The sequence below is a fragment of the Roseivivax sp. THAF197b genome (genome assembly GCF_009363255.1).
Lineage (GTDB): Bacteria > Pseudomonadota > Alphaproteobacteria > Rhodobacterales > Rhodobacteraceae > Roseivivax.
This window is the reverse complement of the sequence record NZ_CP045319.1, coordinates 105189-127778: the sequence shown is the minus strand read 5'-3', so window position 1 is coordinate 127778 and position 22590 is coordinate 105189. Positions and strand designations below refer to the sequence as shown.

Annotated in this window: 16 protein-coding genes and 2 pseudogenes; 8 read left to right on the top strand and 10 right to left on the bottom strand. The window is 63.3% G+C overall.

Going from position 1 to position 22590, the window contains the following annotated elements; translation table 11 throughout:
• Nucleotides 1–1728 carry a thiamine pyrophosphate-requiring protein gene (locus tag FIV09_RS18805; RefSeq protein WP_152452980.1) on the bottom strand — a complete coding sequence of 576 codons (1728 nt, stop codon included), beginning with the start codon at nucleotides 1726–1728 and terminating at the stop codon, nucleotides 1–3.
• A gap of 95 nt (nucleotides 1729–1823) precedes the next feature.
• Here FIV09_RS18805 and FIV09_RS18800 point away from each other — a divergent pair, with 95 nt between their 5' ends.
• The gene (locus tag FIV09_RS18800) at nucleotides 1824–2570 is read left to right on the top strand and encodes an IclR family transcriptional regulator (protein ID WP_152452978.1); all 747 of its coding nucleotides are present in this window, start codon (nucleotides 1824–1826) and stop codon (nucleotides 2568–2570) included.
• A 195-nt stretch (nucleotides 2571–2765) separates the two neighbouring features.
• Here FIV09_RS18800 and FIV09_RS18790 read toward each other — a convergent pair whose 3' ends face one another.
• Nucleotides 2766–4406: a BCCT family transporter gene (locus tag FIV09_RS18790; protein ID WP_152452974.1), complete on the bottom strand. Its 1641-nt coding sequence runs from the start codon at nucleotides 4404–4406 to the stop codon at nucleotides 2766–2768.
• A gap of 316 nt (nucleotides 4407–4722) precedes the next feature.
• On the opposite strand from FIV09_RS18790, the gene FIV09_RS18785 reads away from it, so the two are divergent.
• The 6 genes from FIV09_RS18785 (at nucleotide 4723) to FIV09_RS18760 (ending at nucleotide 11873) form a co-directional block, all read left to right on the top strand.
• Entirely contained in the window at nucleotides 4723–5613 is an 891-nt protein-coding gene (locus FIV09_RS18785; RefSeq protein ID WP_152452972.1) for a serine hydrolase, read from the top strand.
• A gap of 619 nt (nucleotides 5614–6232) precedes the next feature.
• Complete coding sequence (locus tag FIV09_RS18780; RefSeq protein WP_152452970.1) at nucleotides 6233–7369, top strand: GTP-binding protein; 1137 nt, start codon at nucleotides 6233–6235, stop codon at nucleotides 7367–7369.
• Nucleotides 7366–8577, top strand: coding sequence for a zinc metallochaperone GTPase ZigA (zigA, locus tag FIV09_RS18775; protein WP_152452968.1), 1212 nt, complete (start codon nucleotides 7366–7368; stop codon nucleotides 8575–8577). Before FIV09_RS18780 ends, zigA begins: the two co-directional genes overlap by 4 nt.
• Nucleotides 8574–9209, top strand: coding sequence for a DUF1826 domain-containing protein (locus FIV09_RS18770; protein WP_152452966.1), 636 nt, complete (start codon nucleotides 8574–8576; stop codon nucleotides 9207–9209). Before zigA ends, FIV09_RS18770 begins: the two co-directional genes overlap by 4 nt.
• On the top strand, nucleotides 9209–9508 hold the full coding sequence (locus FIV09_RS18765) for a DUF6525 family protein (RefSeq protein WP_152452964.1): 300 nt from the start codon (nucleotides 9209–9211) through the stop codon (nucleotides 9506–9508). Before FIV09_RS18770 ends, FIV09_RS18765 begins: the two co-directional genes overlap by 1 nt.
• Before the next feature lie 430 nt (nucleotides 9509–9938).
• Nucleotides 9939–11873, top strand: coding sequence for a PhoX family phosphatase (locus FIV09_RS18760; protein WP_152452962.1), 1935 nt, complete (start codon nucleotides 9939–9941; stop codon nucleotides 11871–11873).
• A 50-nt stretch (nucleotides 11874–11923) separates the two neighbouring features.
• Here the strand turns inward: FIV09_RS18760 and FIV09_RS18755 are convergent.
• From FIV09_RS18755 to FIV09_RS18720, 8 genes and pseudogenes are all read right to left on the bottom strand, one after another.
• Nucleotides 11924–12079 (bottom strand): annotated as a pseudogene (locus tag FIV09_RS18755) (SRPBCC domain-containing protein); the annotation flags it as partial.
• A gap of 276 nt (nucleotides 12080–12355) precedes the next feature.
• On the bottom strand, nucleotides 12356–13135 hold the full coding sequence (locus tag FIV09_RS18750; protein ID WP_152452960.1) for an XdhC family protein: 780 nt from the start codon (nucleotides 13133–13135) through the stop codon (nucleotides 12356–12358).
• On the bottom strand, nucleotides 13132–14313 hold the full coding sequence (locus FIV09_RS18745) for a VWA domain-containing protein (protein WP_152452958.1): 1182 nt from the start codon (nucleotides 14311–14313) through the stop codon (nucleotides 13132–13134). The genes FIV09_RS18750 and FIV09_RS18745 overlap by 4 nt, the downstream gene beginning before the upstream one ends.
• A complete protein-coding gene (locus FIV09_RS18740; protein ID WP_152452956.1) occupies nucleotides 14310–15185 on the bottom strand; it encodes a MoxR family ATPase in 876 nt (291 codons plus the stop codon). Before FIV09_RS18740 ends, FIV09_RS18745 begins: the two co-directional genes overlap by 4 nt.
• A 44-nt stretch (nucleotides 15186–15229) precedes the next feature.
• Entirely contained in the window at nucleotides 15230–17656 is a 2427-nt protein-coding gene (locus FIV09_RS18735) for an aerobic carbon-monoxide dehydrogenase large subunit (protein WP_152452954.1), read from the bottom strand.
• On the bottom strand, nucleotides 17653–18147 hold the full coding sequence (locus FIV09_RS18730) for a (2Fe-2S)-binding protein (RefSeq protein WP_152452952.1): 495 nt from the start codon (nucleotides 18145–18147) through the stop codon (nucleotides 17653–17655). The genes FIV09_RS18735 and FIV09_RS18730 overlap by 4 nt, the downstream gene beginning before the upstream one ends.
• A gap of 12 nt (nucleotides 18148–18159) precedes the next feature.
• Nucleotides 18160–18912: pseudogene (locus FIV09_RS18725) on the bottom strand (xanthine dehydrogenase family protein subunit M); the annotation flags it as partial.
• 34 nt (nucleotides 18913–18946) lie between these two features.
• Entirely contained in the window at nucleotides 18947–19558 is a 612-nt protein-coding gene (locus FIV09_RS18720) for a recombinase family protein (RefSeq protein WP_152452948.1), read from the bottom strand.
• A 120-nt stretch (nucleotides 19559–19678) separates the two neighbouring features.
• On the opposite strand from FIV09_RS18720, the gene FIV09_RS18715 reads away from it, so the two are divergent.
• The gene (locus FIV09_RS18715; protein ID WP_152452946.1) at nucleotides 19679–22564 is read left to right on the top strand and encodes a Tn3 family transposase; all 2886 of its coding nucleotides are present in this window, start codon (nucleotides 19679–19681) and stop codon (nucleotides 22562–22564) included.
• Nucleotides 22565–22590: the final 26 nt, after the last annotated feature.

Here is a 22590-nt window from a genome sequence, read left to right as displayed (position 1 = left end):
TCAGACAGCAGCGCGAGCGATGGCGATGTTCAACAGGACCTGCCGTCGCTCCTCCGTCGCGACCTTGATCGCGCGGTCAAGCGCTGCAGGCAGATCCGCACCGGCGGTGACGGTTTCGGTATAGGCGCGGCTGGCCGCTGCTGTCTGCGTGAAATCGGGACTGGGGCGCAGCGATGTGAGCGGCACTTCGTTCGCGCGCCGGGCCTCGCCGTCGGTATAAAGCCCCTCGACGGAATGGCGGACCGCGCCCCATTCCTCGTTGTTCAGGACCAGAGTGATGACCGGCAATTCATGCGCTTCGGCCACGAGATGGCAGGCGGTCGGGTTGGCGAACATGTAGCTGCCATCGCCCATGGTGGCGAAGATCAACCGCTCGGGCTGGGCCATTTGCGCGCCGATCGCGGCGGGCAATCCCCAGCCGAGCCCGCCCGAATGCGGTTCCTGGAAATAGCTGTCCGGCGCCTCAAGATCGAGCGGCGGTAAGGGGCAGCCCAACTCGTGAAACACGGTCGCGCGTTTGCCGGAGGCGCGGATCGCCCGCCCGAGGCAGAGGCTGACCCAATCCTTCGTCATCGGTTCCTGCGCACCTGCTTCGGCTAGGGCGGTCACGGCGGTCCTGTCTTTCGCGGCGGCTTCGGCGATCCTGTCGCGCCGCTTGGCGTATACGTCTTCCCCCACGTCTTCCGTCGCCAAGGCGTCGCTCAAGCGGCGGATGATCGTCTCCGTTGGGCCCGCGAGCGTGATATCGGCCTGAAAGTTGCGAACCGGCGTGCGCGAGAACAACGGATCGGGACCCGCCTGTATGATCGTGACATCGTCCCGCAGGGTGACCTTGTCGGGAAACCACGGGGCCAGCGCATCGAGTACCAGCACGCAATCGGCCTGCTTGAGCCAAGGCGCCGGATCGGCCCCGACCTGACAGGGATGGGACAGCGGCAGCGCGAGCTGGTTCGACCAGTAATGCGACAGGGGCAGCGCGTAGTCTTCGCACATCCGGGCAAGGGCCGCGAAGCCCGCATCGCTGCCAGCCCCTCTTTGCGCGATGATCAGGGGTGATTTCGCCGATGCCAAGACGCGCGCGGCTTGTCCCAGGGCCGCGTCGTCCGGCGCGGTCGTGACGGGCGCCATCCGGGAGGGCGCGTTCAATCCATCCTGCGGGCAGGGTTCGCACAGCACCTCGCGGGGCAGGCTGAGATAGACCGGACCTTTCGGTGTCGAATTGGCAATGGCCCAGGCGCGATCCATCAATTCGGCGATCTGGTCGGGGAAGCGCAGCTCATAGTGCCACTTCGTCGTCTCGCGGATCAGCGCCTCCTGATCGAACATCTCCTGCCCCCAGCCGATCGGCACGGTCCGCGCTCCAAAACGGCTGTGTTCGGTCACCGGCGTCCGTCCCGACATCAGGATCATCGGTACCTGATCGCACCACGCGTTGATCACGGCTGTAGCTCCGTTCGACAGGCCGACATTGGTGTGCAGCAGCACCGCCTGCGGACGGCCCGTTACCTGCCAATAGCCGTGCGCCATCGATACGGCGGCATGTTCATGCGGGACGGTTACCGGCACGGGCAGATCGAGCCCGGCGTGCCGCGCTTCAAGCAGACCCTCGATGATTGGCGGGAAGTCGGTGCCGGAATTGGAGAAGACGTAATCCACCCCGAGGGCTTTGAGTTTACCGAAGATAGCGCCGCCCGCGGTGATGGATGTATTTCCCGGCTTGTCCAGCATCGAAGTTCCACCTTTATATCACAATTCGAGAAATATATTGCACATGATGAGATATATTCGCATCGTGAGTCAACTGCAGCCACACGGAACTTGTCGTGTCCACACCTGTAAACCTGTCCGTCGTGAAGGCGTTCGACGTGCTCGAGCTGCTGGGCGATGCCCGCCCGGACCTCAACGCGGAGATCGTCGCGCAGGAGCTGCGCATGTCCGCGGCCACTGCGCACCGATTTCTGTCGACGCTTGAGGCGGTGGGGGCGCTGACCTCCGTGCGGCGCGGGGTCTTCGCGCCGGGGCCGCGACTGACCCGGCTGGGCCGCATGGCGGATTCTCTGGCGCCGCTTCCTGCCGGTCTGCAGGAGGCGATGGACAATCTGCAGCAGCAACTGGGCGAGGCGGTCATGGCCTGCCGCTTCACGCCGCGTGGGCCGTTATGCGTTGCGGTGTCCCGGGCGCGCCGGGCCATCTCGGTCCAGATCGAACTGGGCACCACCTTGCCGATGCTCAGCACGGCGCAGGGCCGGTTGTTCCTGTCCGACATGTCGCCACGGGCTCGCAAGGCCTGGGCGGCGTCGCAGGGGCTTGGGGCCGATGTCGTGGATGCGCTGGAGGCGACGCTTGCGGATATCCGGCGCACGGGCATCGCGATCAATCAGGGCGACAACGAACCTGATATCGGCGCGATCTCGGTGCCGGTTCGCATGGACGGGCATCTGAGCCTGACGCTGTCGACTTTCGGCATGCTGAGCCGGTTCGATGCGGCGTTTCGCGACAGGGCGGGGCCTTTGCTGAAAGACACCGCGATGCGGATCACGACGGAGACGGCGCCCAGCGAGGCAATGTAGTGCACTGCATTACCGGTCCGGCTTCGCGGCGAGCATAGGCGTCGTTCGCTTGCCTTTTTCGAGCGGCACACCGGCACGCGAGAAGCCTTCGCCGATGAGGAAAGACACCACGCCAATGATCGCTGGGAACTCGCGGATCTTGATGTCGCCATATGTGGTCGCCCCAGCCGACACATATCTCGGTGACGACCTCATTCATTCGGCCGGATCAGCTTTCTCATTGCCATGCAGATCCTCGGGTGAGGGCCGCGATCCGACTGTCACGTGATCGATCTCCTCGACGTGAAGGCCCTTGATGATCGAGGGTATCATCATGAACACAAGACAGAAGACCGGAAGCCCCACGACGGTGATGACCTGCTGTAGCGCAGTGAGGCCCGCCGTGCCCGCAAGCAAGATCAGAAGGACCGCAATACTGCCTTCTGAAATCCCCCAGAAGAGCCGCTGCTGGACGGGACCGGCATGTTCCTCTCCGGTGCATAGCATATCCACAACGAGTGATGCGGAATCCGAAGACGTGGCGAAGAAGATGGCCACGATGATCACGCTGAAACCCTGCAGGAAGGTCGTGAACGGGAAGTTCTCAAGGAAGGCGAACATGGCCAAGGGTATGGAGTTCGAAACAGCTTCGCTGAGCTGCCCCGCAGCATCTCCCATCTGGTCACGGGCCGCAGAACCGATCCCGTCGAAGGCCATCGCCTGCCAGCCAAAGATGGCGAACCAGATCAGAGTGAAGAGCGAAGGCGCCAGCAGAACGCCGAGCACGAACTCCCGGATTGTTCGCCCCTTGGAAATCCGCGCAACGAAGAGGCCCATGAACGGGGACCAGGTCACCGTCCACGTCCAGTAGAAAACCGTCCATGAGCCCTGCCACCCCCAATCATCTGTTTGGGGGCTGCCATCGGCCAGCATGTCATTCCAGAACGCCAGACGCGGCAGGTTGTGAAGGTACAGTCCTGCAGTCTCCACGACCGCACGCAACAAAAACAGCGTCGAGCCAGTGATCAGGACAAAGACCATCAGGGCGACCGCCATGGCGATATTGATGTTCGACAGACGTTTGACGCCACCATCAAGCCCGGCAACGATGGATCCAACCGCGACGGCTGTCAGGACCACGATAATCATGATTTGAACTGCGGGGCCGTCGCCGGTTCCAAAAAGCTCATTGAGGCCCGCAGCGACTTGGCTTGATCCCAGCCCCAGAGAGACTGCGACGCCGAAAAGCGTGCCCAGGATTGCGACCACATCAATGGTTTTGCCGATGGGACCGTAGATCTTTTCGCGCAGGAGCGGGTAGAAAACCGAGCTGACGCGGACCGGCAGCTGATACCGATAGATGAAGTAGGCAAAGGCCAAGCCGGGTAGCGTGAAGATCGTCCACGTGTGCAAGCCCAGGTGATAAAGCGCGATGGAGATCGCGTCTTGAGCGGCCTCAGGAGAGTAGGGCTCCACACCGGGCAGTGGTGGCGTCGAGAAGTGGCTCATGGGTTCGGCCACGCCCCAGAACATCAGAACGGTCCCGATGCCACCGGCAAAGAGCATCGCGAACCAGGACGTGAAGGAGTATTCCGGCCGAGAATCCCGGGCCCCCAGTCGGACATTTCCGAAGCGCGAACATGAGATCCAGATCAGGAAGCCGAGCCAGACGTTCACGCCAAGGATGAAGAACCATCCCAAGTTGGTGACGATCCAAGCCCGGGCCGCGGCAAAGGCATCACCGATAAAGCCAGGCATCGAGACCAGCGCGATTGCAAAAATGACCATGAAAATGGCGGCAGAGAAAAATATGACCGGGTCGGTCTTCAGACCCAGACGGCGAGCGAGCTCGTGCATGACGTCTCCCTTCTGCGACAACCGCACTCACCTCGTTGGAGCGCCGGTAGACAACCTACGCATCGCGCTCAGGTTGTGTTCCGTGCAAAGGGAAAAAGATTTCTGAGGAATATAGCTTTAAGCAATAAATGAATGGACGCTAACTCGCACTGGAAGTCGCCTTGATTGTCGAGCGCCATCCGCACGGCCCTTGCGCGTGTCTGAGGTGAGTAGTGGTTCGCTCTCTTGTCATTTTCCCGATCGGTTCATCTGCCGCACTGCCGCATGATCGCTTTGAGGCCATTGCTGTCATGCGGTGAACGCTTACTCTGGACAGATGAGTGTGACCGGACCCGTCTTTACGCATCGTATCTTCGTGTCTGATGACGCGCATCAGACGGGCGGGACAGAAGTGTTCCCCTACTGGAGCTTTACCAAGACGGTCATTGCCATTTGTGCCTTGCGGATGGCGCAGGAACGGCGGCTCGATCTGGACAGGCACGTGACAGGTTACGACTTCACTCTGCGTCAGCTGCTCAATCACACGTCCGGCCTGCCGGATTACTTCACTGTTCCCGACTACAGGGAGGCGGTTGCACGAAATGAGCAGCCGTGGACCGCCGAGCATCTGCGCGAGATCACAATGGCGCAGGGCCGACTTTTCGCTCCCGGACAAGGCTGGGCCTATTCCAATCTTGGATACATGCTCGCAAGGGATCTGATTGAAGACGTGGCTGAGCGGCCCTTTGCCGACCTGGTCAAGCACATAATCTGTGATCCGCTCGGCCTCGACAGTATCGAGCTTGCCGTCACGCGTCGCGATTTCGAGCGTGCCCACTGGACAGTGACGAAGGGGTATCATCCGGGCTGGGTGTATCACGGCTGCCTTGTGGGCAGTGCCGCCGATGCCGCGAGGCTCTTGCATGCCCTGTTCCGTGGCAAGTTGCTCAATGCGTCCGTCTTTGGTGAAATGCTGGTCCAGCGCCCACTTGGCGGGGCCATTGAGGGTCGCCCTTGGACGGAATGTGGATACGCACTTGGCCTCATGAGCGGGCGATGCGGGGATGTCGGTCGCGCCATCGGCCATTCCGGCGCTGGCCCATTCTGCGTCAATGCCGTCTACCACTTCCCCGATCTGCCGAGACCGGTGACCGTCGCGAGCTTCACCGATGGAGCGGATGAGGGCGTCGCGGAATTCGCTGCGGTTTCAGAGGCACGGCGCGGCTGACCGCGTTGTGTCCGCAGAGCGGACCAATGCGGTTTGCGGACACCCCCTGCCTGAGTGGTCAGGACCACGTGCGCCCGTTCGAATTTTGGTTGAGACCGCAGAAGGCGCATGAATGACGCGTCTCGGGGTGTCGTCGTTATCGCAGTTTTCGTTGCGGACTGACCTTGTGCCCTTTGGATAGGGGTTTCCGCATATTGGCCGATGTGCCGGGGCCAACCCAACGCAACCGTCAGTGACGTGGACGCATCATCCGCAGCCTCCTATCGAGTTGCATCTCAGAAAAGTTATGACATAACATTACACCGATTCATTCGAACACCGGACCGGCAATGATAACCGATACGACCCATCGCGCGCAGACTGATGAAAACGCACAGGCAGAAGGCGGCCAAGCTCTCAACTTTGCATTGAAGCCACGGACGCGTGTCATTCGGAAACGCGACCGTGACAGTGTCATCAGACGTTTCTTCTATGCGTTTCTTCGCACTCCCTCCGAGTTGGACGCGAGATCGGAGGCCAAAGCCGCGTCGCTCCGTTCAATGGACGCCGACAAGATCGAAAAACCCGCCACGTCCACCGCGGAAATTGGCGATCACCCCCGCGGTCCGGTGAGCTGCGCATGACCGACACCCGCATCCCCGTGACGCTCCTGACCGGTTTTCTAGGGGCCGGGAAGACGACGCTTTTGAATGCCGTGCTTGGCGATGCCTCGTCTGAGCGCATTGCCGTGATCGTCAATGAATTCGGTGAGGCCGGTCTCGATCACGATCTGATTGAGCATGCCGAGGACGACACGATCCTGATGCGGTCAGGCTGCCTTTGCTGTTCGATCCGGGGCGATCTGAGCCGCACCATCGCGGATCTTCTGAAACGGCGGGCTCCGGGCGCAATCGCGCGCCTGGCGCGCGGGGGCAAGCAGGCCACGCCCTTCGACAGGATCGTGATCGAGACGACAGGCCTCGCCGATCCCGGCCCGATCATGCAGACCTTGCAGGTCGACCCCGTTCTTGCGCACGCAACCCGCCTCGACGGCGTCGTGACCGTGGCGGACGCGGTGAACGGTCCGGCAACCCTCGATGCACAATTCGAAGCTGTATCGCAGGCGGCGACGGCCGATCTGATCGTGCTCAGCAAGACGGATCTTGTCACGCCGGAGCAGTTGGCCCGGTTCGAGGCGCGCCTGACGGCGATCAATCCCGGCGCACGCCTTCTTCATGCCGTCCGCGGCGATGGCGTGCCGGAGCAGATCTGGGGCCTGAGCGGTCTTCGCCCGGACGCGGCGGTCTCCGACGTTCTGGCCTGGACGCGCGGGACCGCACCCGCATCTCCGTCGGCGCATGATCCGCTGGCGAACCTGTCCGGCCTTGCGCAACCCGCGCGGACAGAGCCCGCCGCTGCGCCCCACGACGACCGCATCGGGACGGCCTCCATCGTGCTGGACGATCCGGTCCCGCCGGACGTGTTCGACATCTGGCTAGACACGCTGATCAATCTGCGTGGTCCCGATATATTGCGGGTGAAGGGCATCGTGTTTCTCGAAGATATCGAAATGCCCTTCGTCTTTCACGGGGTGCAGCACGTCTTCGACGCGCCGGTGCCCATGCGCAACTGGCCCGGACACGACCGGCGTTCGCGCATCGTCGTGATCGCGCGCGACATCTCTCAACCCGAACTCCAGCGCAGCCTCGACATGCTGCGCGCCCGCATGACGCGGGACCCAGAGCCCACCCCTTCAAACGAGGTTTTCATCCCATGACCGATCCCCGTCTTCCCGTCACCGTGCTGTCCGGCTTTCTGGGCGCAGGCAAGACGACACTCCTTAACCGCGTGCTGAACAACCGGGAAGGCCGACGTGTGGCGGTCATCGTCAACGACATGTCCGAGGTGAATATCGACGCCGATCTCGTGCGCGAAGGTGGTGCCAATCTCAGCCAGACAGATGAGACGCTGGTCGAGATGTCGAACGGGTGCATCTGCTGCACGCTGCGCGACGACCTGCTGCAGGAGGTACGTCGCCTCGCGGCCGAGGGCCGCTTCGACTACCTGCTGATCGAATCCACGGGCATCTCGGAACCGCTGCCCGTCGCTGCGACCTTCGATTTCCGCGACGAGTCCGGCGACAGCCTGTCGGACGTGTCGCGGCTGGACACGATGGTCACCGTGGTCGACGCGGTGAACCTCCTCAATGACTATTCCAGTCACGATTTCCTCCGTGATCGGGGCGAAACGCTGGGCGAGGAGGACGACCGCACGCTGGTGAACCTGCTCGTCGAGCAGATCGAATTCGCGGATGTGGTGATCCTCAACAAGGTCGCGGATGCAGGGCCCGAGCGCACCGATGCTGCGCGCAAGATCATCCGCAGCTTGAACGCCGATGCGAAGATCATCGAGACCAATCATTCCGACGTGGCGGCTGACGCGATCCTCGATACCGGTCTTTTCGATTTCGAGAAGGCGCATGAACACCCGATGTGGGCCAAGGAGCTCTATGGCTTTGCCGACCATGTCCCCGAGACGGAGGAATACGGCGTCGCGTCCTTTGTCTATCGCGCACGGCAACCTTTCGAGCCCGAGAAGATCCTCGCGGTTCTGAATGGCGATCTCCCCGGCGTGATCCGGGCCAAGGGGCATTTCTGGATCGCGACCCGCCCGGATTGGGTGGCGGAATTCTCCCTCGCGGGCGCGCTGTCCTCGGTCAAGCCGCTCGGGACATGGTGGGCATCCGTCCCGAAGGAGCGCTGGCCGGATCACGACAGCGCGCGTGACTACATGGCGACGCATTGGGTCGAACCCTGGGGCGACCGGCGACAGGAAATCGTCTTCATCGGGACCGGAATTGACTGGGCGTCGCTGAAGGCACGGCTCGATGCATGCCTTTTACCTGAACATCGCGCGCCGGGCCCGGATGCCTTGCCGGACCTGCCCGATCCCTTTCCCGCCTGGCGCCGCGCGGAGGCAGCATGACGCTCGTTCGGGAAATCGTCACGGATGCGGCCATCGGCGTCGGTGTCGCCGATACACCCGAAGGGCTTTCGGCGCTCCATCGTCCGGGCTGCGCCGCTGCGATCTGGCGTCGGCAGCCATTGCCCAGCTTCCAATCCTGGATCGACGGGCTCGATGCGGAGCGTCTGCCCAAGGCCCGGGTGATTCTGCGGCCGGACGCCGTCCGCGCCGCCGCCTCCGAGATCTGCGATCTGTCCGGCACGCCTGACTGCCCGGAGCGCGATCGCCTGGTAGACGATATCGCGGCTCTTGCAGATATTTTTGCCACGCTGATGCGCGCGCGCTGGCTCCGTCTGCGGCTCGACGTTGTCACGACGAATGCCTGCCGCAGGTTCCACATCGATGCGGTGACGGCACGGCTGGTCTGCACCTATCGCGGCACCGGCACGCAATACGCCATCTCGACCGATGGCGCGGAGCCGCAGCGCATCTTCACCGTGCCGACCGGCGCGCCGATCCTCCTGCGCGGCACGCTCTGGCCGGAAAGCCCGCGGGCGGGCCTCCTGCACCGTTCGCCGCCCATCGAAGGGACAGGCGCCACGCGGCTCGTTCTCGTGCTTGACCCTATCGACGATCCAGAGGAGGCCGTTTGATGCGTGGGAACCTGGGCCGAACGACCCTGAAACGCAGTCGCCGCCGGGACGATTCGATGCGTGAATACGACCGGCTGCCCCCGGAGCTGCGCGCGTGGGTTGCCACGGCCAATCTGCCATGGCGCCCGAAATCGGTGCACAAGGCCTATAGCAAGGCGCTGTCGAAAACCGGGGATCCCTCGAAAGCCATCGCCGCGCTCGAGGTCTTGCAAAGCCGCCTTGTCGCCTCGGATGCGGCGCGGATTTGGGGTGAGGGCCATCCCGCATCGGCAGAAGGAATGCGTCACCGCGCGGAGTGATGCCTTTCAGGACATACGCCCTACTGCGCAATGCGCGTGGCGTTATGAGGCCCCGGAATGGTAGCGCAAGCGTCAGACCTCGGCTGCGGGAACGCTGTGGGCCTTGCACGCGGGCGAGCCGGGGGTGTTTCGCTCTTTATAAGTGTCCGCTTCGCCTAAGGGTTCTCCCATGCAATGGGGCCGGCGCCCGGCAAACTGATGATCGGCGGGTACGGCCTGTGCCGACGCGTGGCGCTCCTGCGCCTCGCTGCGCCCGCAAATCCAGATCCCATGGCGCATAGAGGCTCAGACAGAACAGCCCTGACATCGGGCCCCGACCGCGCGGCAGTCACCAGATTGTCACGTCGGTCGCGTACCAAAATTGGCGTGCGTCATGCGCCCGATTCCATGGGCGCCTTCGCGACCAAGCAACCAGCCAGGGAGAGATGACATGAAAGATGTCGATACCACCAAAATGTCCGCAGATGATTGGGACGAGCTCAATTTTCCGCGCCCCGAAGTTCAGGAATTCGACCGCGTGGTCGAGCGTGCGATCTCGCGTCGCGGCTTTCTCGGGGGTGTTCTTGCCTTCGGTTCCGGCGCGGCTGTCATGGGCACCGGCTTTCTGAAGGGCTCCACCGCGCTTGCCCAAGGTGCTTCGCGGTTCCCGTTCGAAGCGATCCCGACCGCGACCGACAACACGATCCACGTCCCTGAAGGCTATTCGTGGAACGTGCTCGTGCGATGGGGCGATCCGCTCTTCTCCGAGGCGGAGGGCGCATGGGATCCGGCCGCAGGCGTCTCCGTCGAAATGTCCGACAAGGTCTTCGGGGAGAATACCGACGGCATGGAGCTGTTCAACGTCGATGGCCGCGAGATCATCGTCGTGAACAGTGAATACACCAATCGCCCGGTGAACCTGCCCCATACCGAGGACGGGACGCCCGGATCGCTCGACGACGTGCGCATCCTGCAGAACCTCCAGGGCGTGTCCGTCATGGAAGTCGCGGAGGGCGAAAATGGCTGGTCCGTCGTTGTCGACAGCCCCTACAACCGTCGCATCACGCATCTCACGCCGATGACCTTCGATGGCCCGGCTGCCGGTCATGACCTGCTCAAGACCGACGCCGATCCGGACGGCATGAACGCGCTCGGGACATTCAACAATTGCGGTTCGGGCCGGACGCCCTGGGGCACGTACCTGACCTGCGAAGAGAACTTCAACGGCTACTTCGGCTCCACCGAACAGCGTCAGGACCAGAAGCCGCTCGATCTCGATGCCGGCTATGAGCGCTACGGGATCGGCGCAGACGGCTGGGGCTACGATTACCACAAGTGGGACGCGCGGTTCGACACATCGGTCAATCACAATGAGCCGCATCGTGCGGGCTACATCGTCGAGATCGACCCGGCCGATCCGGAATCCACCCCGGTCAAGCACACGGCACTCGGCCGCTTCAAGCACGAGAATGCGGCCTACGCGATCGCGAATGACGGGCGCCTCGTTGTCTATATGGGCGACGATGAGCGGGGCGAGTACATGTACAAGTGGGTTAGCCGTGACGCTTATGTCGAAGGCGAAGATACCTCCACGCTGCTGTCGGAAGGCACGCTGCACGCAGCCGTCTTCGCAGACGACCAGACCGGGGAATGGGTGGCGCTGACGCCGGCAACCACCGGGATGGACGAAGCCCGCATTGCGGTCTTCACGCGGATGGCGGGCTCTGCCGTCAACGCAACGACGATGGACCGCCCCGAATGGATCGCCGTCAACCCGACCGCGTCCGAGGCCTATTGCTGCCTGACCAACAATTCGCGTCGCGGCGCGCTCAACGATGACGGGACGGTCCGCACCAATGCCGGTGGCGAGCCGATGACGGTCAACGCGCCGAACCCGCGCGAGCTGAACAATTACGGTCAGATCGTACGCTGGCGGCCCGAGGGTGGCGATCACGGCGCCACCGGGTTCGAGTGGGACCTCTACGTGATGGCCGGCAATCCAACCGTGCATGATGATGCACAGGCGGGCTCGTCGAACATCAATGAGGGCAACCTGTTCAACTCGCCGGACGGCATGGTGATCGACACAACCGGCCTGATCTGGATCCAGACCGACGGCAATGACGACAACGAAGGCGACTTCGCCGGCATGGGCAACAACCAGATGCTCGCGGGCGACCCCGAGACTGGCGAAATCCGCCGCTTCCTCACCGGGCCGAAGGGCTGCGAGGTAACGGGCCTGACCTGGTCGTCGGACCGCCGCACCATGTTCGTCGGCATCCAGCACCCGGGCGACGATGGCGGCGACTGGCCCGATCACGGCGGTTCGCTGGCGCGGTCCTCCGTCATCGCGATCAAGCGCGACGATAGCGGCCTTATTGGCTGATCCTGCCTACCACCTTTGACGGCGCGTCCCGGTCATCGGGGCGCGCCATCAGTGAATTCGGCTTTCGCCGGTCCGGCTTTCAACGACGCTTTCGCCACATGTTTAGTCCCGGATTGTTCAATGAGCTCTTCGCAGCCGGGAATGGGTTGCTTGAGAACCTCGGGGGCATTCAGCGCGGCATAGACCTGATCTTTTGGTGCGTTGATGACGAATTCGTCCGCTTACTCGATGGGGTATCGTTCTCAGCAGCAGGGGAATTTAATGGAGGCCAAATGCTCGACCTGCTCCGGTGACAAAGCGAACCTGCGCCGCAATCGCGCGGCGATTGTGCTTAAAATCTTCATGCGCTGTCCTCCAACCTGATGTCGACGCGGGCCCCGTATGTGTGCATATTCGGCGAAATCGGGATTGGCGCAGTCTGCGCGCCTGAACACGCTTCGGATCTGCGCGGCAGACCCGCTTCCAGAATGATGCCTGTGGCGTCAGCCATCGGAGTGCTTCACCTCGGCGCGCCGGATCTGCACCAGTTGTGCCAGGATCGAGAGGGCGATTTCCTCTGGCGTCACGGCCCCGAGATCGAGACCTGCAGGCGCTTTGACAGAGGCGATCGCCGGTTGATCGAGCCCGGCTTCGGCCAGCCTTGAGGCCAGCGCCGCATACTTCCGTCGACTACCGACGAAGGCCACACAGCGTGCATTGGCCGACAGCGCAATCTTGAGAGCATCGAGGTCGCCTTGCCCCTGAGTGGCGACAACGACAAAACACTGCTGGTGCTGTCCGGTCCGATGCGGCGTGCCTGCGACGGACCAATGAAACTGGGGCGCCAGTGCGCTGAGGGCCTGGGCCACGGGTGATGCGCCCATGACGACGAGCTGCGGCAGCGGCAGGCAGGGTTCGATGAAGATATCGACCGTCCCGCGCGACGGGCAGCCGTTCCGGGCGAACTTCATGCCGTCCACAACGTCCCCCGCGACCACGCCTTTCTCTGCCAGCAGATCCTCAGGTGCCACAGAAACGAGCTGCGGGGTGCCGTCGCGCAACGCCTGAAGGGCCGCGCGTTTGACCGCACCTCGGGTGCAGCCGCCGCCCAGCCAACCCTGAAGGATCGTCCCGTCCGCGCTCAGAAGCGCTTTCGCACCCGGCTTGGCCGCCGTCGATCCGGCGGTGCGCACGATGGTGGCAAAAGCGAAGGGTTCATCCCTGTCGCGCAAGGCCTGCGCCGCTTCGGCAAGATCGCTTGAGAGAAACTCGGCCGGGGTCATAGCGTTGCTAGTTCCTTTTCAAGCGCGGCCAGATCGGCAAGCGTATTGGCGGGCTTGAAGGCGTCGAGATAGGGCAGGGCTGCCGCCATGCCCGCGGCCACGGGTGCGTAATCGGCCCAGCCTTTCAGCGGGTTGAGCCAGATCACCTTGCAGCCCCGCTTGCGCAACTTGGCCAAACCGTCCGCGATCAGCTCCGGCGGTGCGGTGTCGTAGCCATCCGACAGGATCAGCACGACGCTGCGCCCGTCGACGAACCGCTTGGCATAGGTATCCGCGAAACGCATCAGCGACGGGCCGATCTTGGAGCCGCCCCCGAACCCGTCGGCCATGAGCGACATGCGCCCGATGGCGCGCGTCGCGTCCTTGTCGCGCAGCGCTTCGGTGATGCGCACGAGGCGGGTGTGAAAAAGGTAGGCATCGGCCGCCGTATCGGCCCGCAGGAGTCCCGCGAGGAACGCCAGAAACACCTGTGAATAGACCGACATCGAGCCCGAGACATCGCACAGCGCCACAATCTTCAATGTCCGATCCGGGCGCTTCTTGCGCACCAGATGCAGGGGCTCTCCGCCAGTGGCGAGGCTCCGACGAATGGTCTTGCGAAAATGCAGCCGGTCGCCTTTGCGCGCTGCGATCCGGCGGCGGGATCGTGTGTCGCGCAGTGCAGCCCCGATGCGGCGCGCGACCTCCTCGGCCGCGGCAATCTCTTCGGGGCGGACCAGATCGCGCAGGTCCTTCCGCGCCATATTCTGCTGGTTTGTGGCGATCAGTTTGCCGGTGCCATCGCTGTCGGCCTCGCCGCCCTCCGCATCAGGCGCTGTGGCCGAACCCGCCGCTGCCGCATCCTGACCCTTGGCATCCCGAGACGAATGCACGGCATCGCTGGCGGGGCTTTTCGGCGTCGGGATCACCTTCTGTCTGACGCGACCCATATCCATCCAGTAGCTGTCGAACAGATCGTCGAACCGCTCCGCCTCCTCCTTGCAGCCGGTGCAGACGGCGCGGAGCGCGCGGCGGCTGTCATCCGGACGGATCGCGTCCACCTCGCAGAGCGCCGCCATCGCCACATCCGCCTCGGCCACGCCAAGCCGCAGCCCGTTTTCCCGCAGATGGGCGATAAATCCCGCCATCCGTGCGGCAGGCCCCGGATCGCGGCTTGCGAATTTCGTCACGCAGCTCATGCCGCTTTTCCGGCGATGCGTCCGGCGACTTCGCGCGTGATCTGCGCCTGATCGCTTTGCGTCTTGAGCAGGGTCGTCAGGGTCGATTGCAGCACCGCGGGGCTCTCGGTCAGATCGGCGATGCCGAGGCCCATGAGGGCCGCCGCGAAATCCAGCATCTCCGCGACGCCGGGCGTTTTCTCCAACTCTTCTTCACGCAGTTTCTGCACAAAACCGACGATCTGATCGGCAAGCCGCGCCTCGACCTCGGGGCAGCGCGCTTTGAGGATCGCCAACTCGGTCGCCCGGTCGGGGTATTCGACATAGGTATAAAGGCAACGGCGGCGCAGGGCGTCCGATAGATCCCGTGTGCCGTTCGATGTCAGGATCACAATCGGCCGGGTGACCGCCTTTATCGTTCCAAGCTCGGGAATGGAGATTTGGAAATCAGACAGGATTTCAAGCAGGTAGGCTTCGAACTCTTCATCGGCGCGGTCGATTTCATCGATCAGCAGCACGGGCGCCTTGTCCTGCGTGATCGCGGCCAGCAAAGGGCGTTCCAGCAGGAAATCCCGCGAAAAGATACGCTCCTCCACGGCCTTGCCGGTTTCTCCGGCCTCTGAGGCGGCGCGGATAGTCAGCAATTGCCGCTGGTAATTCCACTCGTAGATCGCCTGGGCCGCGTCCAGACCTTCGTAGCATTGAAGGCGCAAGAGCTGCGTGCCTTGGACGACCGACAAGGTGCGGGCGATCTCCGTCTTGCCCACGCCGGCGGCCCCTTCAAGCAGAAGCGGGCGTTCCAGCGACAGGGCAAGCTGGAGTGCGACGGCCAGATCGTCGGAGGCGACGTAGCCCTGACCGGCCAGCGCGGTTTTCAGATCAGTCCAGGTCATGCGGGTCTCCGCAGGGCGGGGCAAAGCCCGCCCTGACATTGTTCTCAGCCATGCAAGCCAAGCTTGTTGGCCGTCTGCCAGATCCGCCAATGGTCATGCGGCATGTTCGTGTGACGATTGCCGAAGGGACGGAAGGCATCCTGCACCGCATTCGAGAAACAGGGCACACCGCCCACATGCGGGCTTTCGCCGACACCCTTGGCACCGATCGGGTGATGCGGGCTGGGGGTCACGGTGTAATCCGTCTCGTAATTCGGCACTTCCCATGCGGTGGGCAGGAAGAAGTCCATCAGCGTGCCGGTCTTGACGTTGCCCATCTCGTCATAGGCGATCTCCTGTCCCAGCGCGACGGCCAGCGCTTCGGTCAGGCCGCCATGCACCTGGCCCTCGATGATCATCGGGTTGATGCGGGTGCCGCAATCATCCAGCGCATAGAACCGGCGGATCTCCGGCACGCCCGTGTCCACGTCGATGTCCATGACGCACACATAGGCGCCGAACGGATAGGTCATGTTGGGCGGATCGTAGTAGCTGACCGCCTCAAGGCCCGGCTCGATCCCCGGAATGGCCTGATTGTAGGCGGCGAAGGCAATTTCCTTCATGGTCTTGAACTTCTCGGGCGCGCCTTTGACCACAAAGCGGTCCACGTCGAATTCCACGTCGTCGTCGTGCACCTCCAACAGGTAGGCCGCGATCATCTGCGCCTTGGCACGGATCTTGCGGCCGGCCATCGCGGTTGCCGCACCCGCCACAGGTGTCGAGCGGGAGCCGTATGTGCCAAGTCCATAGGGGGCGGTATCGGTATCGCCTTCCTCGATGGTGATGCTGTCCGCAGGCAGGCCGATTTCACTGGCAAGGATCTGCGCGAAGGTAGTCGCATGGCCCTGTCCCTGAGAGATGGTGCCAAGCCGGGCAATCGCCGATCCGGTGGGGTGGATGCGGATCTCGCAACTGTCGAACATGCCAAGTCCGAGGATGTCGCAATTCTTGACCGGACCCGCGCCCACGATCTCGGTGAAGAAGGATAGCCCGATCCCCATCAGGGAGCGTGTCTTGCCCGCCTTGAAGTCCTCGACCCTCTGGGCCTGTTCGGCGCGCAGACCCTCATAATCGACCGCTTTCAGCGCCTTCTCCCACGCGGTGTGGTAGTCTCCGCTGTCGTATTCCCAGCCAAGGGCTGCGGTGTACGGGAATTGTTCCTTCTTGATGAAGTTGATCCGGCGGAGCTCTGCGGCATCCATGTTCAACTCGATCGCGAGGACCTCGATCATGCGCTCGATGAAGTAGACGGCCTCCGTAACCCGGAAGGAACAGCGATAGCTGACACCGCCCGGGGCCTTGTTGGTATAGACGCCATCCACCTCCAGATAGGCGGTCGGGATGTCGTAGGACCCGGTGCAGATATTCATGAACCCGGCCGGGAATTTCGTCGGGTCCGCACAGGCGTCGAAACCGCCATGATCCGCGGTGACGTGGCAATGCAGCCCGGTGATCTTGCCTTCCTTGGTAGCCGAGATCTTGCCGGTCATGTGATAATCCCGCGCAAAGGCGGTGGTCATCAGGTTATCCATCCGGTCTTCAATCCACTTCACCGGCTTGCCGGTGACGATGGAGGCCACGACCGAGCAGACATAGCCGGGATAGGCGCCGACCTTGTTGCCGAAGCCGCCGCCGATATCGGGGGAAATCACGCGGATATTGTGCTCCTCGATGCCGGAGATGAGCGAGACCACGGTGCGGATCGCATGCGGCGCTTGGAACGTGCCCCAAAGCGTCAGCTTGCCGTTGACCTTGTCCATCGAGGCCACGCAGCCGCAGGTCTCGAGCGGGCAGGGGTGGGTCCGGTGGTAGTACATGGACTCGGTCGCCACGACATCGGCATTGGCGATGACCTCTTCGGTCGGCTCCTTGTCGCCCGCTTCCCACGTGAAGATGTGGTTGGCATGTTTCCGCGGCCCGTGCGCGCCTGCGGGGATGGAGCCGTCCTCGGCCACCAGATCCTCGCGCAGCACCACGTCCGATTGCAGCGCCTCGAACGGGTCGACGATGACGGGAAGTTCCTCGTAGTCCACTTCGACCAGTTCGATGCCGTCCGCCGCCGCGTAACGGTCTTCGGCGACCACGAAGGCCACTTCCTGGCCCTGGAACAACACCTTGCCGTCGGCCAGCACCATCTGCTTGTCGCCCGCAAGGGTCGGCATCCAGTGCAAGCCCAGAGGGCGCAGATCGTCCGCGGTCAGGACCGCCAGAACCCCCGGGACTTCCAGCGCGGCGGAGGCGTCGATGCTCTTGATCCGCGCATGCGCATAGGGTGACCGGACAAAATCGCCGAACAGCATTCCGTCGAGCTTGATGTCGTCGACATAATTGCCCTTGCCTTGGGTAAAGCGCGCATCCTCGACACGCTTGCGCGAGCAGCCGAGACCTTTGAGGTTGTCGACGCGTTCTTCGCGAGTGACCTCGTCCTTCATTCCGCGGCCTCCTTGGCTGCATTCATCTCGGCCGCAGCGGCCTGAATGGATTTCACGATGTTCTGGTAGCCGGTGCAGCGGCAAAGATTGCCCGCCATCCCGAAGCGGATCTCTTCTTCGGTCGGGTTGGGGATTTCCTCCAGCAGCTTGGTGGCACGGGTGATCATCCCGGGCGTGCAATAGCCGCATTGCAACCCGTGATGTTCCTTGAACGCCGTTTGCAAGGGATGCAACGCGTCCGGGCTGCCGATGCCTTCGATGGTCGTGATCTCCGCGCCGTCGGCCTGGGCCACGAACATGGTGCAGGCCTTGACCGATTTTCCGTTGATCGTGACGGTGCAGGCCCCGCAATGCGAGGTCTCGCAGCCGATATGCGGCCCGGTGATGTTGAGCCGCTCGCGCAGCGTGTAGATCAGAAGTTCCCGCGGTTCGGCGAGGAATTCCTCGTTCTTGCCGTTCACGTTCAGCTTGATGTGCATCTTGTTCGACATGCTCTTCCTCCCTTACGCCCGCGACCAGGCGCGTGCGATGGCGCGGCGCAGAATGACGCCCGCCACATGGTTCTTGAACGCGACGGGGCCGCGATTGTCCTCGGTGGGGTCGATATCGCCAAGCATCGCGGCCACGGCGGCATCGAGCGCGGTATCGTCGACCGATGTTCCGACGAGCGCGGCACCCGCGGCCTCCGAGAAGATCGGCGTATCGCTCAGGTTGGTCATCGCGATGGAGGCGCTTTTGCAGGTGCCGCCCTCCTTGACGATCTGCACAGCGGCGGCCGCGGTCGCATAATCGCCGATCTTGCGCTTCTGCTTTTCGTAGGCGTAGCCGCCGGAGGGCTTCGGGAACGTGATGGAGGTCAGAACCTCGTTATCCTCGCGTGCGGTCATGTAGGCCGCCTCGAAGAATTCCCGCGCTGGGATCTCGCGGGTGCCCTCCGGTCCGACCACCGTGAAACTCGCATCGAGGCATTGCATGAGGCCCGGCATGTCGTTGCCCGGATCTCCATTGGCGACATTGCCGCCCACGGTGCCCATGTAGCGGACCTGCGGATCGGCGATCTGCAAGGCGGCTTCGCGCAGGATCGGGGCCGCGGCGGCCAGTTCGGCATGATCGATCAGGTCGGATTGGGTGACGAGCGCGCCGATCCGAATGGTGTCGCCGCCAACCTCGATATCGGACATTCCGCCGACGTCCTGCAGGTCGATGAGATGCTGCACGAAGGCCATGCGCAGCTTCATCATCGGGATCAGGCTATGAGGGGTCTTTTGCGGGAGGGTGTGAAATCCTACGCTAAGCGCCCAGTAGCCGTTTCCCATTCTCGCGTAGATTTCCCTCGGGATCGACATAGCGGTAGAGCGTCACCGGCTTGATCTTCAGCTCCTTGCACAGTTCGGAAACAGAGGTGTCTCGGTTGGCCATCGCCGCCTGTGCCATGCGCAGCTGGGCTTTGGTCAGAGCGAACTTGCGGCCTCCCTTCCGCCCCCGAGCGCGCGCAGCGGCAAGACCGGCCATCGTCCGTTCTCGGATGAGCTCGCTCTCGAACTCCGCGAGGGAAGCGAAGATGCCGAAGGACAGCCGTCCGTGGGCCGTGGTCGTGTCGATCTGCGCGCCCTGACCAGTCAGCACCTTCAGGCCGACGCCGCGCTCGGAGAGCCACGCGACCGTCTTCACCAGGTGGTGCAGGCTGCGCCCCATCCGGTCGAGTTTCCAGATTACTAACACGTCACCGTCTCGGAGGGCCTTCAGGCATGCCTCGAGGCCGGGCCGTTCGTCATTCTTGCCGGAGGCTCGGTCCGAATAGATCTGGTCCTCGCCGACGCTTGCGGCGATCAGGGCGTCGCGTTGCAGGTCGAGCGACTGGCTTCCGTCGGCCTTGGAGACCCGCGCGTATCCGATCAGCATGTGTCGCAAACGATCGTTTGAGACAGTCGGCGAATATCAGCGCTCCTAGCCATTGATATTTTTCCTTAACCGATATCGAAATCAAAGATACGCAATGGAGTAGTCGAAAGCAAAAGAAACATGGCGCACCGGACCATCCTGACGCCGAAGCAACGGGAGGTCCTGTTCGGCCTTCCCGCGGACGAACCGCGGCTGCTCAAGCACTATACGCTATCGGATGAAGACCTCGATCATATCGGCCAGCGCAGGCGTCCGCGAAACCGGCTTGGCTTCGCCTTACAGCTTTGCGCGCTGCGCTATCCCGGACGCGCTCTGCTGCCGGGTGAGGTCATCCCAGTTGAGATCACCGACTTTCTTGCCGCACAACTTGGCCTCAAGGACGCCGATCTCGACGCCTATGCCGCCCGCGAAGAAACGCGGCACGAGCATATGGCCAGCCTGCGTCAGCTCTACGGCTACAGGACTTTCTCCGGCCGCGGTGCCCGCGACCTGAAGCTCTGGCTCGACGGCCAGGCAGAGCACGCCGTTTCCAACGAGGACATCGCCCGCCGCTTCGTCGAGGAATGCCGGAGAACCCTGACCATCCTCCCCGCCACATCCACGATCGAACGGCTCTGCGCCGATGCTCTGGTCGCCGCCGAGAGACGGATCGAGACGAGGATCGCGGATCGCCTGAGCGATGACGAATGCGCGGTTCTCAACAATCTACTGTCCGAGATGGTCGAAGACCGGCTGACCCGCTTCGTGTGGCTGCGCAAGTTCGAGGTCGGGAACAATTCGGGCGCCGCACGCCGGCTACTCGACCGGCTCGATCATCTCCGTCGGATCGACGTTCCGCCGGATGTGTTCCACGGCGTTCCGGATCATCGCATCACCCGTCTGCGTCGGCAGGGGGAACGCTACTTCGCGGACGGATTACGCGATCTGCCCGACAACCGCCGCCACGCTATTCTTGCCGTCTGCGTGTCGGAATGGCGACGCGCGATCGCGGATGCCGTGGTCGAGACGCACGACCGGATCGTCGGCCGGACGTGGCGGGAGGCTGTCCGGCTGTGCGACGCTCGTATGGACGGGGCGCAACCGGCGCTTCAGAAGACCTTGCGCTCGTTCCGCGATATGGGAACGGCCCTTCTCGAAGCGAAGAACGGCGACGCATCCCTCGAGGACGCCATATCATCCAGTCCAGGATGGACGGATTTGCAGGCCCTCGTCGCCGTCGCTGCCCGACTGACGGACACGCTTTCGTCGGACCCGATTTCTCATGTCGTGCAAGGCTACAAGAGGTTCCGTCGGTACGTGCCCCGGATGCTGCGTCTCCTTGAAATCGACGGGGCGGACGTGGCCAAAACCCTTCTGGACGCGGCCGAGCTGATCCGGTCCGACCGGGCTCACAACCGGCCGACGGATTTTCTGCGGCGCACGTCGAAGTGGCACCGCCATCTGAAGATCCAGACCGCGGGGGACGACCGCCTGTGGGAGGTCGCGGTCATGTTCCACCTGCGCGACGCGTTCCGCTCGGGCGATATCTGGCTGGAACGATCGCGGCGCTACGGCGATCTGAAACAGGTGCTGGTGCCCGCGCAGGCTGCAGAGGCGAGCGCGCGGCTCGCCGTCCCCTTCGATCCCGAGGACTGGCTGGCCGATCGCCATGCGCGAATGGAGCTCGGTCTCGAAAAGCTGGCCAAGGCTGCGAAGGCGGGCGCGATCCCCGGTGGTTCGATCGAGAATGGCGTGCTTCATCTGAGCCGGCTGCCGACAGCACCGCCGCAGGGGGCCGATGACCTGCTGTCCGATCTCTACCGCCGCATACCGGAGACGCGGATCACCGACATCATGCTGGAGGTAGACCGCGCGACCGGGTTCACCGAGGCGTTCACGCATCTCAGGACTGGCGCTCCGCCGAAGGACCGGATCGGCCTGATGAACGTGCTCCTGGCCGAAGGGCTCAACCTCGGTTTGAGCAAGATGGCCGAGGCCAGCAATTCCCACGGCTTCTGGGAGTTGATGCGGATTTCGCGCTGGCATGTGGAGAGCGATGCTTACGCCCGCGCGCTCGCGAGCGTCGTGGAAGCGCAGGCCGCCCTGCCGATGGCCCGGTTCTGGGGCATGGGGACGACCGCCTCCAGCGACGGTCAGTTCTTTCCCACCACCCGGCAGGGCGAGGCGATGAACCTGATCAACGCGAAATACGGGCGCGAGCCAGGTCTGAAAGCCTACACGCACGTTTCCGACCAGTTCGCACCCTTCGCGTCGCAGACCATCCCGGCCACGGTCAGCGAAGCGCCCTATATCCTCGACGGGCTGCTCAACAACGAGATCGGCAAGCGGATCAGGGAGCAATACGCCGATACCGGTGGCTTCACCGATCACGTCTTCGCCGTCACCTCGATCCTCGGCCACCGGTTCATCCCGCGCATTCGCGACCTGCCGTCTAAGCGTCTCTACGTTTTCGAGCCGAAGGCCGTGCCGCCGAACCTGCGCGGTCTGGCGGGCGGCACGATCCGGGAGAACCTGATCGCGTCCAACTGGGCCGACATTCTGCGGATCGCGGCGACAATGACGGCTGGGACCGTCGCGCCCAGCCAGATCCTGCGGAAGTTGGCCTCCTATCCCCGCCAGAACGACTTGGCCGTCGCCCTGCGGGAGGTCGGCCGCGTCGAGCGGACGCTGTTCATGATCGAATGGGTCCTGAACACCGACATGCAGCGCCGTGTCCAGATCGGCCTCAACAAGGGCGAGGCGCACCACGCGTTGAAGAACGCGTTGCGGATCGGCCGACAGGGCGAAATCCGCGATAGGACGACCGAGGGCCAACATTTTCGGATGGCCGCGCTCAACCTCCTCGCCGCGATCGTCATCCACTGGAACACGGCTCGCCTGAGCGAGGCCGTCGCGCAGCGCCAGTGTGCGAAGCTCCCGGTCCCGCCCGATCTTCTGGCACACACCTCGCCCCTCGGCTGGGCGCACATCCTTCTCACCGGTGAATACAAGTGGCCGAAGAGGTAGAAGCCACAACAGACATTCGCTGCGCC

What these genes read in the sequence shown, in the direction of transcription:
- FIV09_RS18790 (WP_152452974.1), bottom strand. Translation starts at nt 4,406, where the DNA reads ATGCACGAGCTCGCTCGCCGTCTGGGTCTGAAGACCGACCCGGTCATA.
- FIV09_RS18745 (WP_152452958.1), bottom strand. Translation starts at nt 14,313, where the DNA reads ATGAGCTGCGTGACGAAATTCGCAAGCCGCGATCCGGGGCCTGCCGCA.
- FIV09_RS18750 (WP_152452960.1), bottom strand. Translation starts at nt 13,135, where the DNA reads ATGACCCCGGCCGAGTTTCTCTCAAGCGATCTTGCCGAAGCGGCGCAG.
- FIV09_RS18785 (WP_152452972.1), top strand. Translation starts at nt 4,723, where the DNA reads ATGAGTGTGACCGGACCCGTCTTTACGCATCGTATCTTCGTGTCTGAT.
- FIV09_RS18720 (WP_152452948.1), bottom strand. Translation starts at nt 19,558, where the DNA reads ATGCTGATCGGATACGCGCGGGTCTCCAAGGCCGACGGAAGCCAGTCG.
- zigA (WP_152452968.1), top strand. Translation starts at nt 7,366, where the DNA reads ATGACCGATCCCCGTCTTCCCGTCACCGTGCTGTCCGGCTTTCTGGGC.
- FIV09_RS18805 (WP_152452980.1), bottom strand. Translation starts at nt 1,728, where the DNA reads ATGCTGGACAAGCCGGGAAATACATCCATCACCGCGGGCGGCGCTATC.
- FIV09_RS18760 (WP_152452962.1), top strand. Translation starts at nt 9,939, where the DNA reads ATGAAAGATGTCGATACCACCAAAATGTCCGCAGATGATTGGGACGAG.
- FIV09_RS18730 (WP_152452952.1), bottom strand. Translation starts at nt 18,147, where the DNA reads ATGTCGAACAAGATGCACATCAAGCTGAACGTGAACGGCAAGAACGAG.
- FIV09_RS18780 (WP_152452970.1), top strand. Translation starts at nt 6,233, where the DNA reads ATGACCGACACCCGCATCCCCGTGACGCTCCTGACCGGTTTTCTAGGG.
- FIV09_RS18765 (WP_152452964.1), top strand. Translation starts at nt 9,209, where the DNA reads ATGCGTGGGAACCTGGGCCGAACGACCCTGAAACGCAGTCGCCGCCGG.
- FIV09_RS18735 (WP_152452954.1), bottom strand. Translation starts at nt 17,656, where the DNA reads ATGAAGGACGAGGTCACTCGCGAAGAACGCGTCGACAACCTCAAAGGT.
- FIV09_RS18740 (WP_152452956.1), bottom strand. Translation starts at nt 15,185, where the DNA reads ATGACCTGGACTGATCTGAAAACCGCGCTGGCCGGTCAGGGCTACGTC.
- FIV09_RS18715 (WP_152452946.1), top strand. Translation starts at nt 19,679, where the DNA reads ATGGCGCACCGGACCATCCTGACGCCGAAGCAACGGGAGGTCCTGTTC.
- FIV09_RS18770 (WP_152452966.1), top strand. Translation starts at nt 8,574, where the DNA reads ATGACGCTCGTTCGGGAAATCGTCACGGATGCGGCCATCGGCGTCGGT.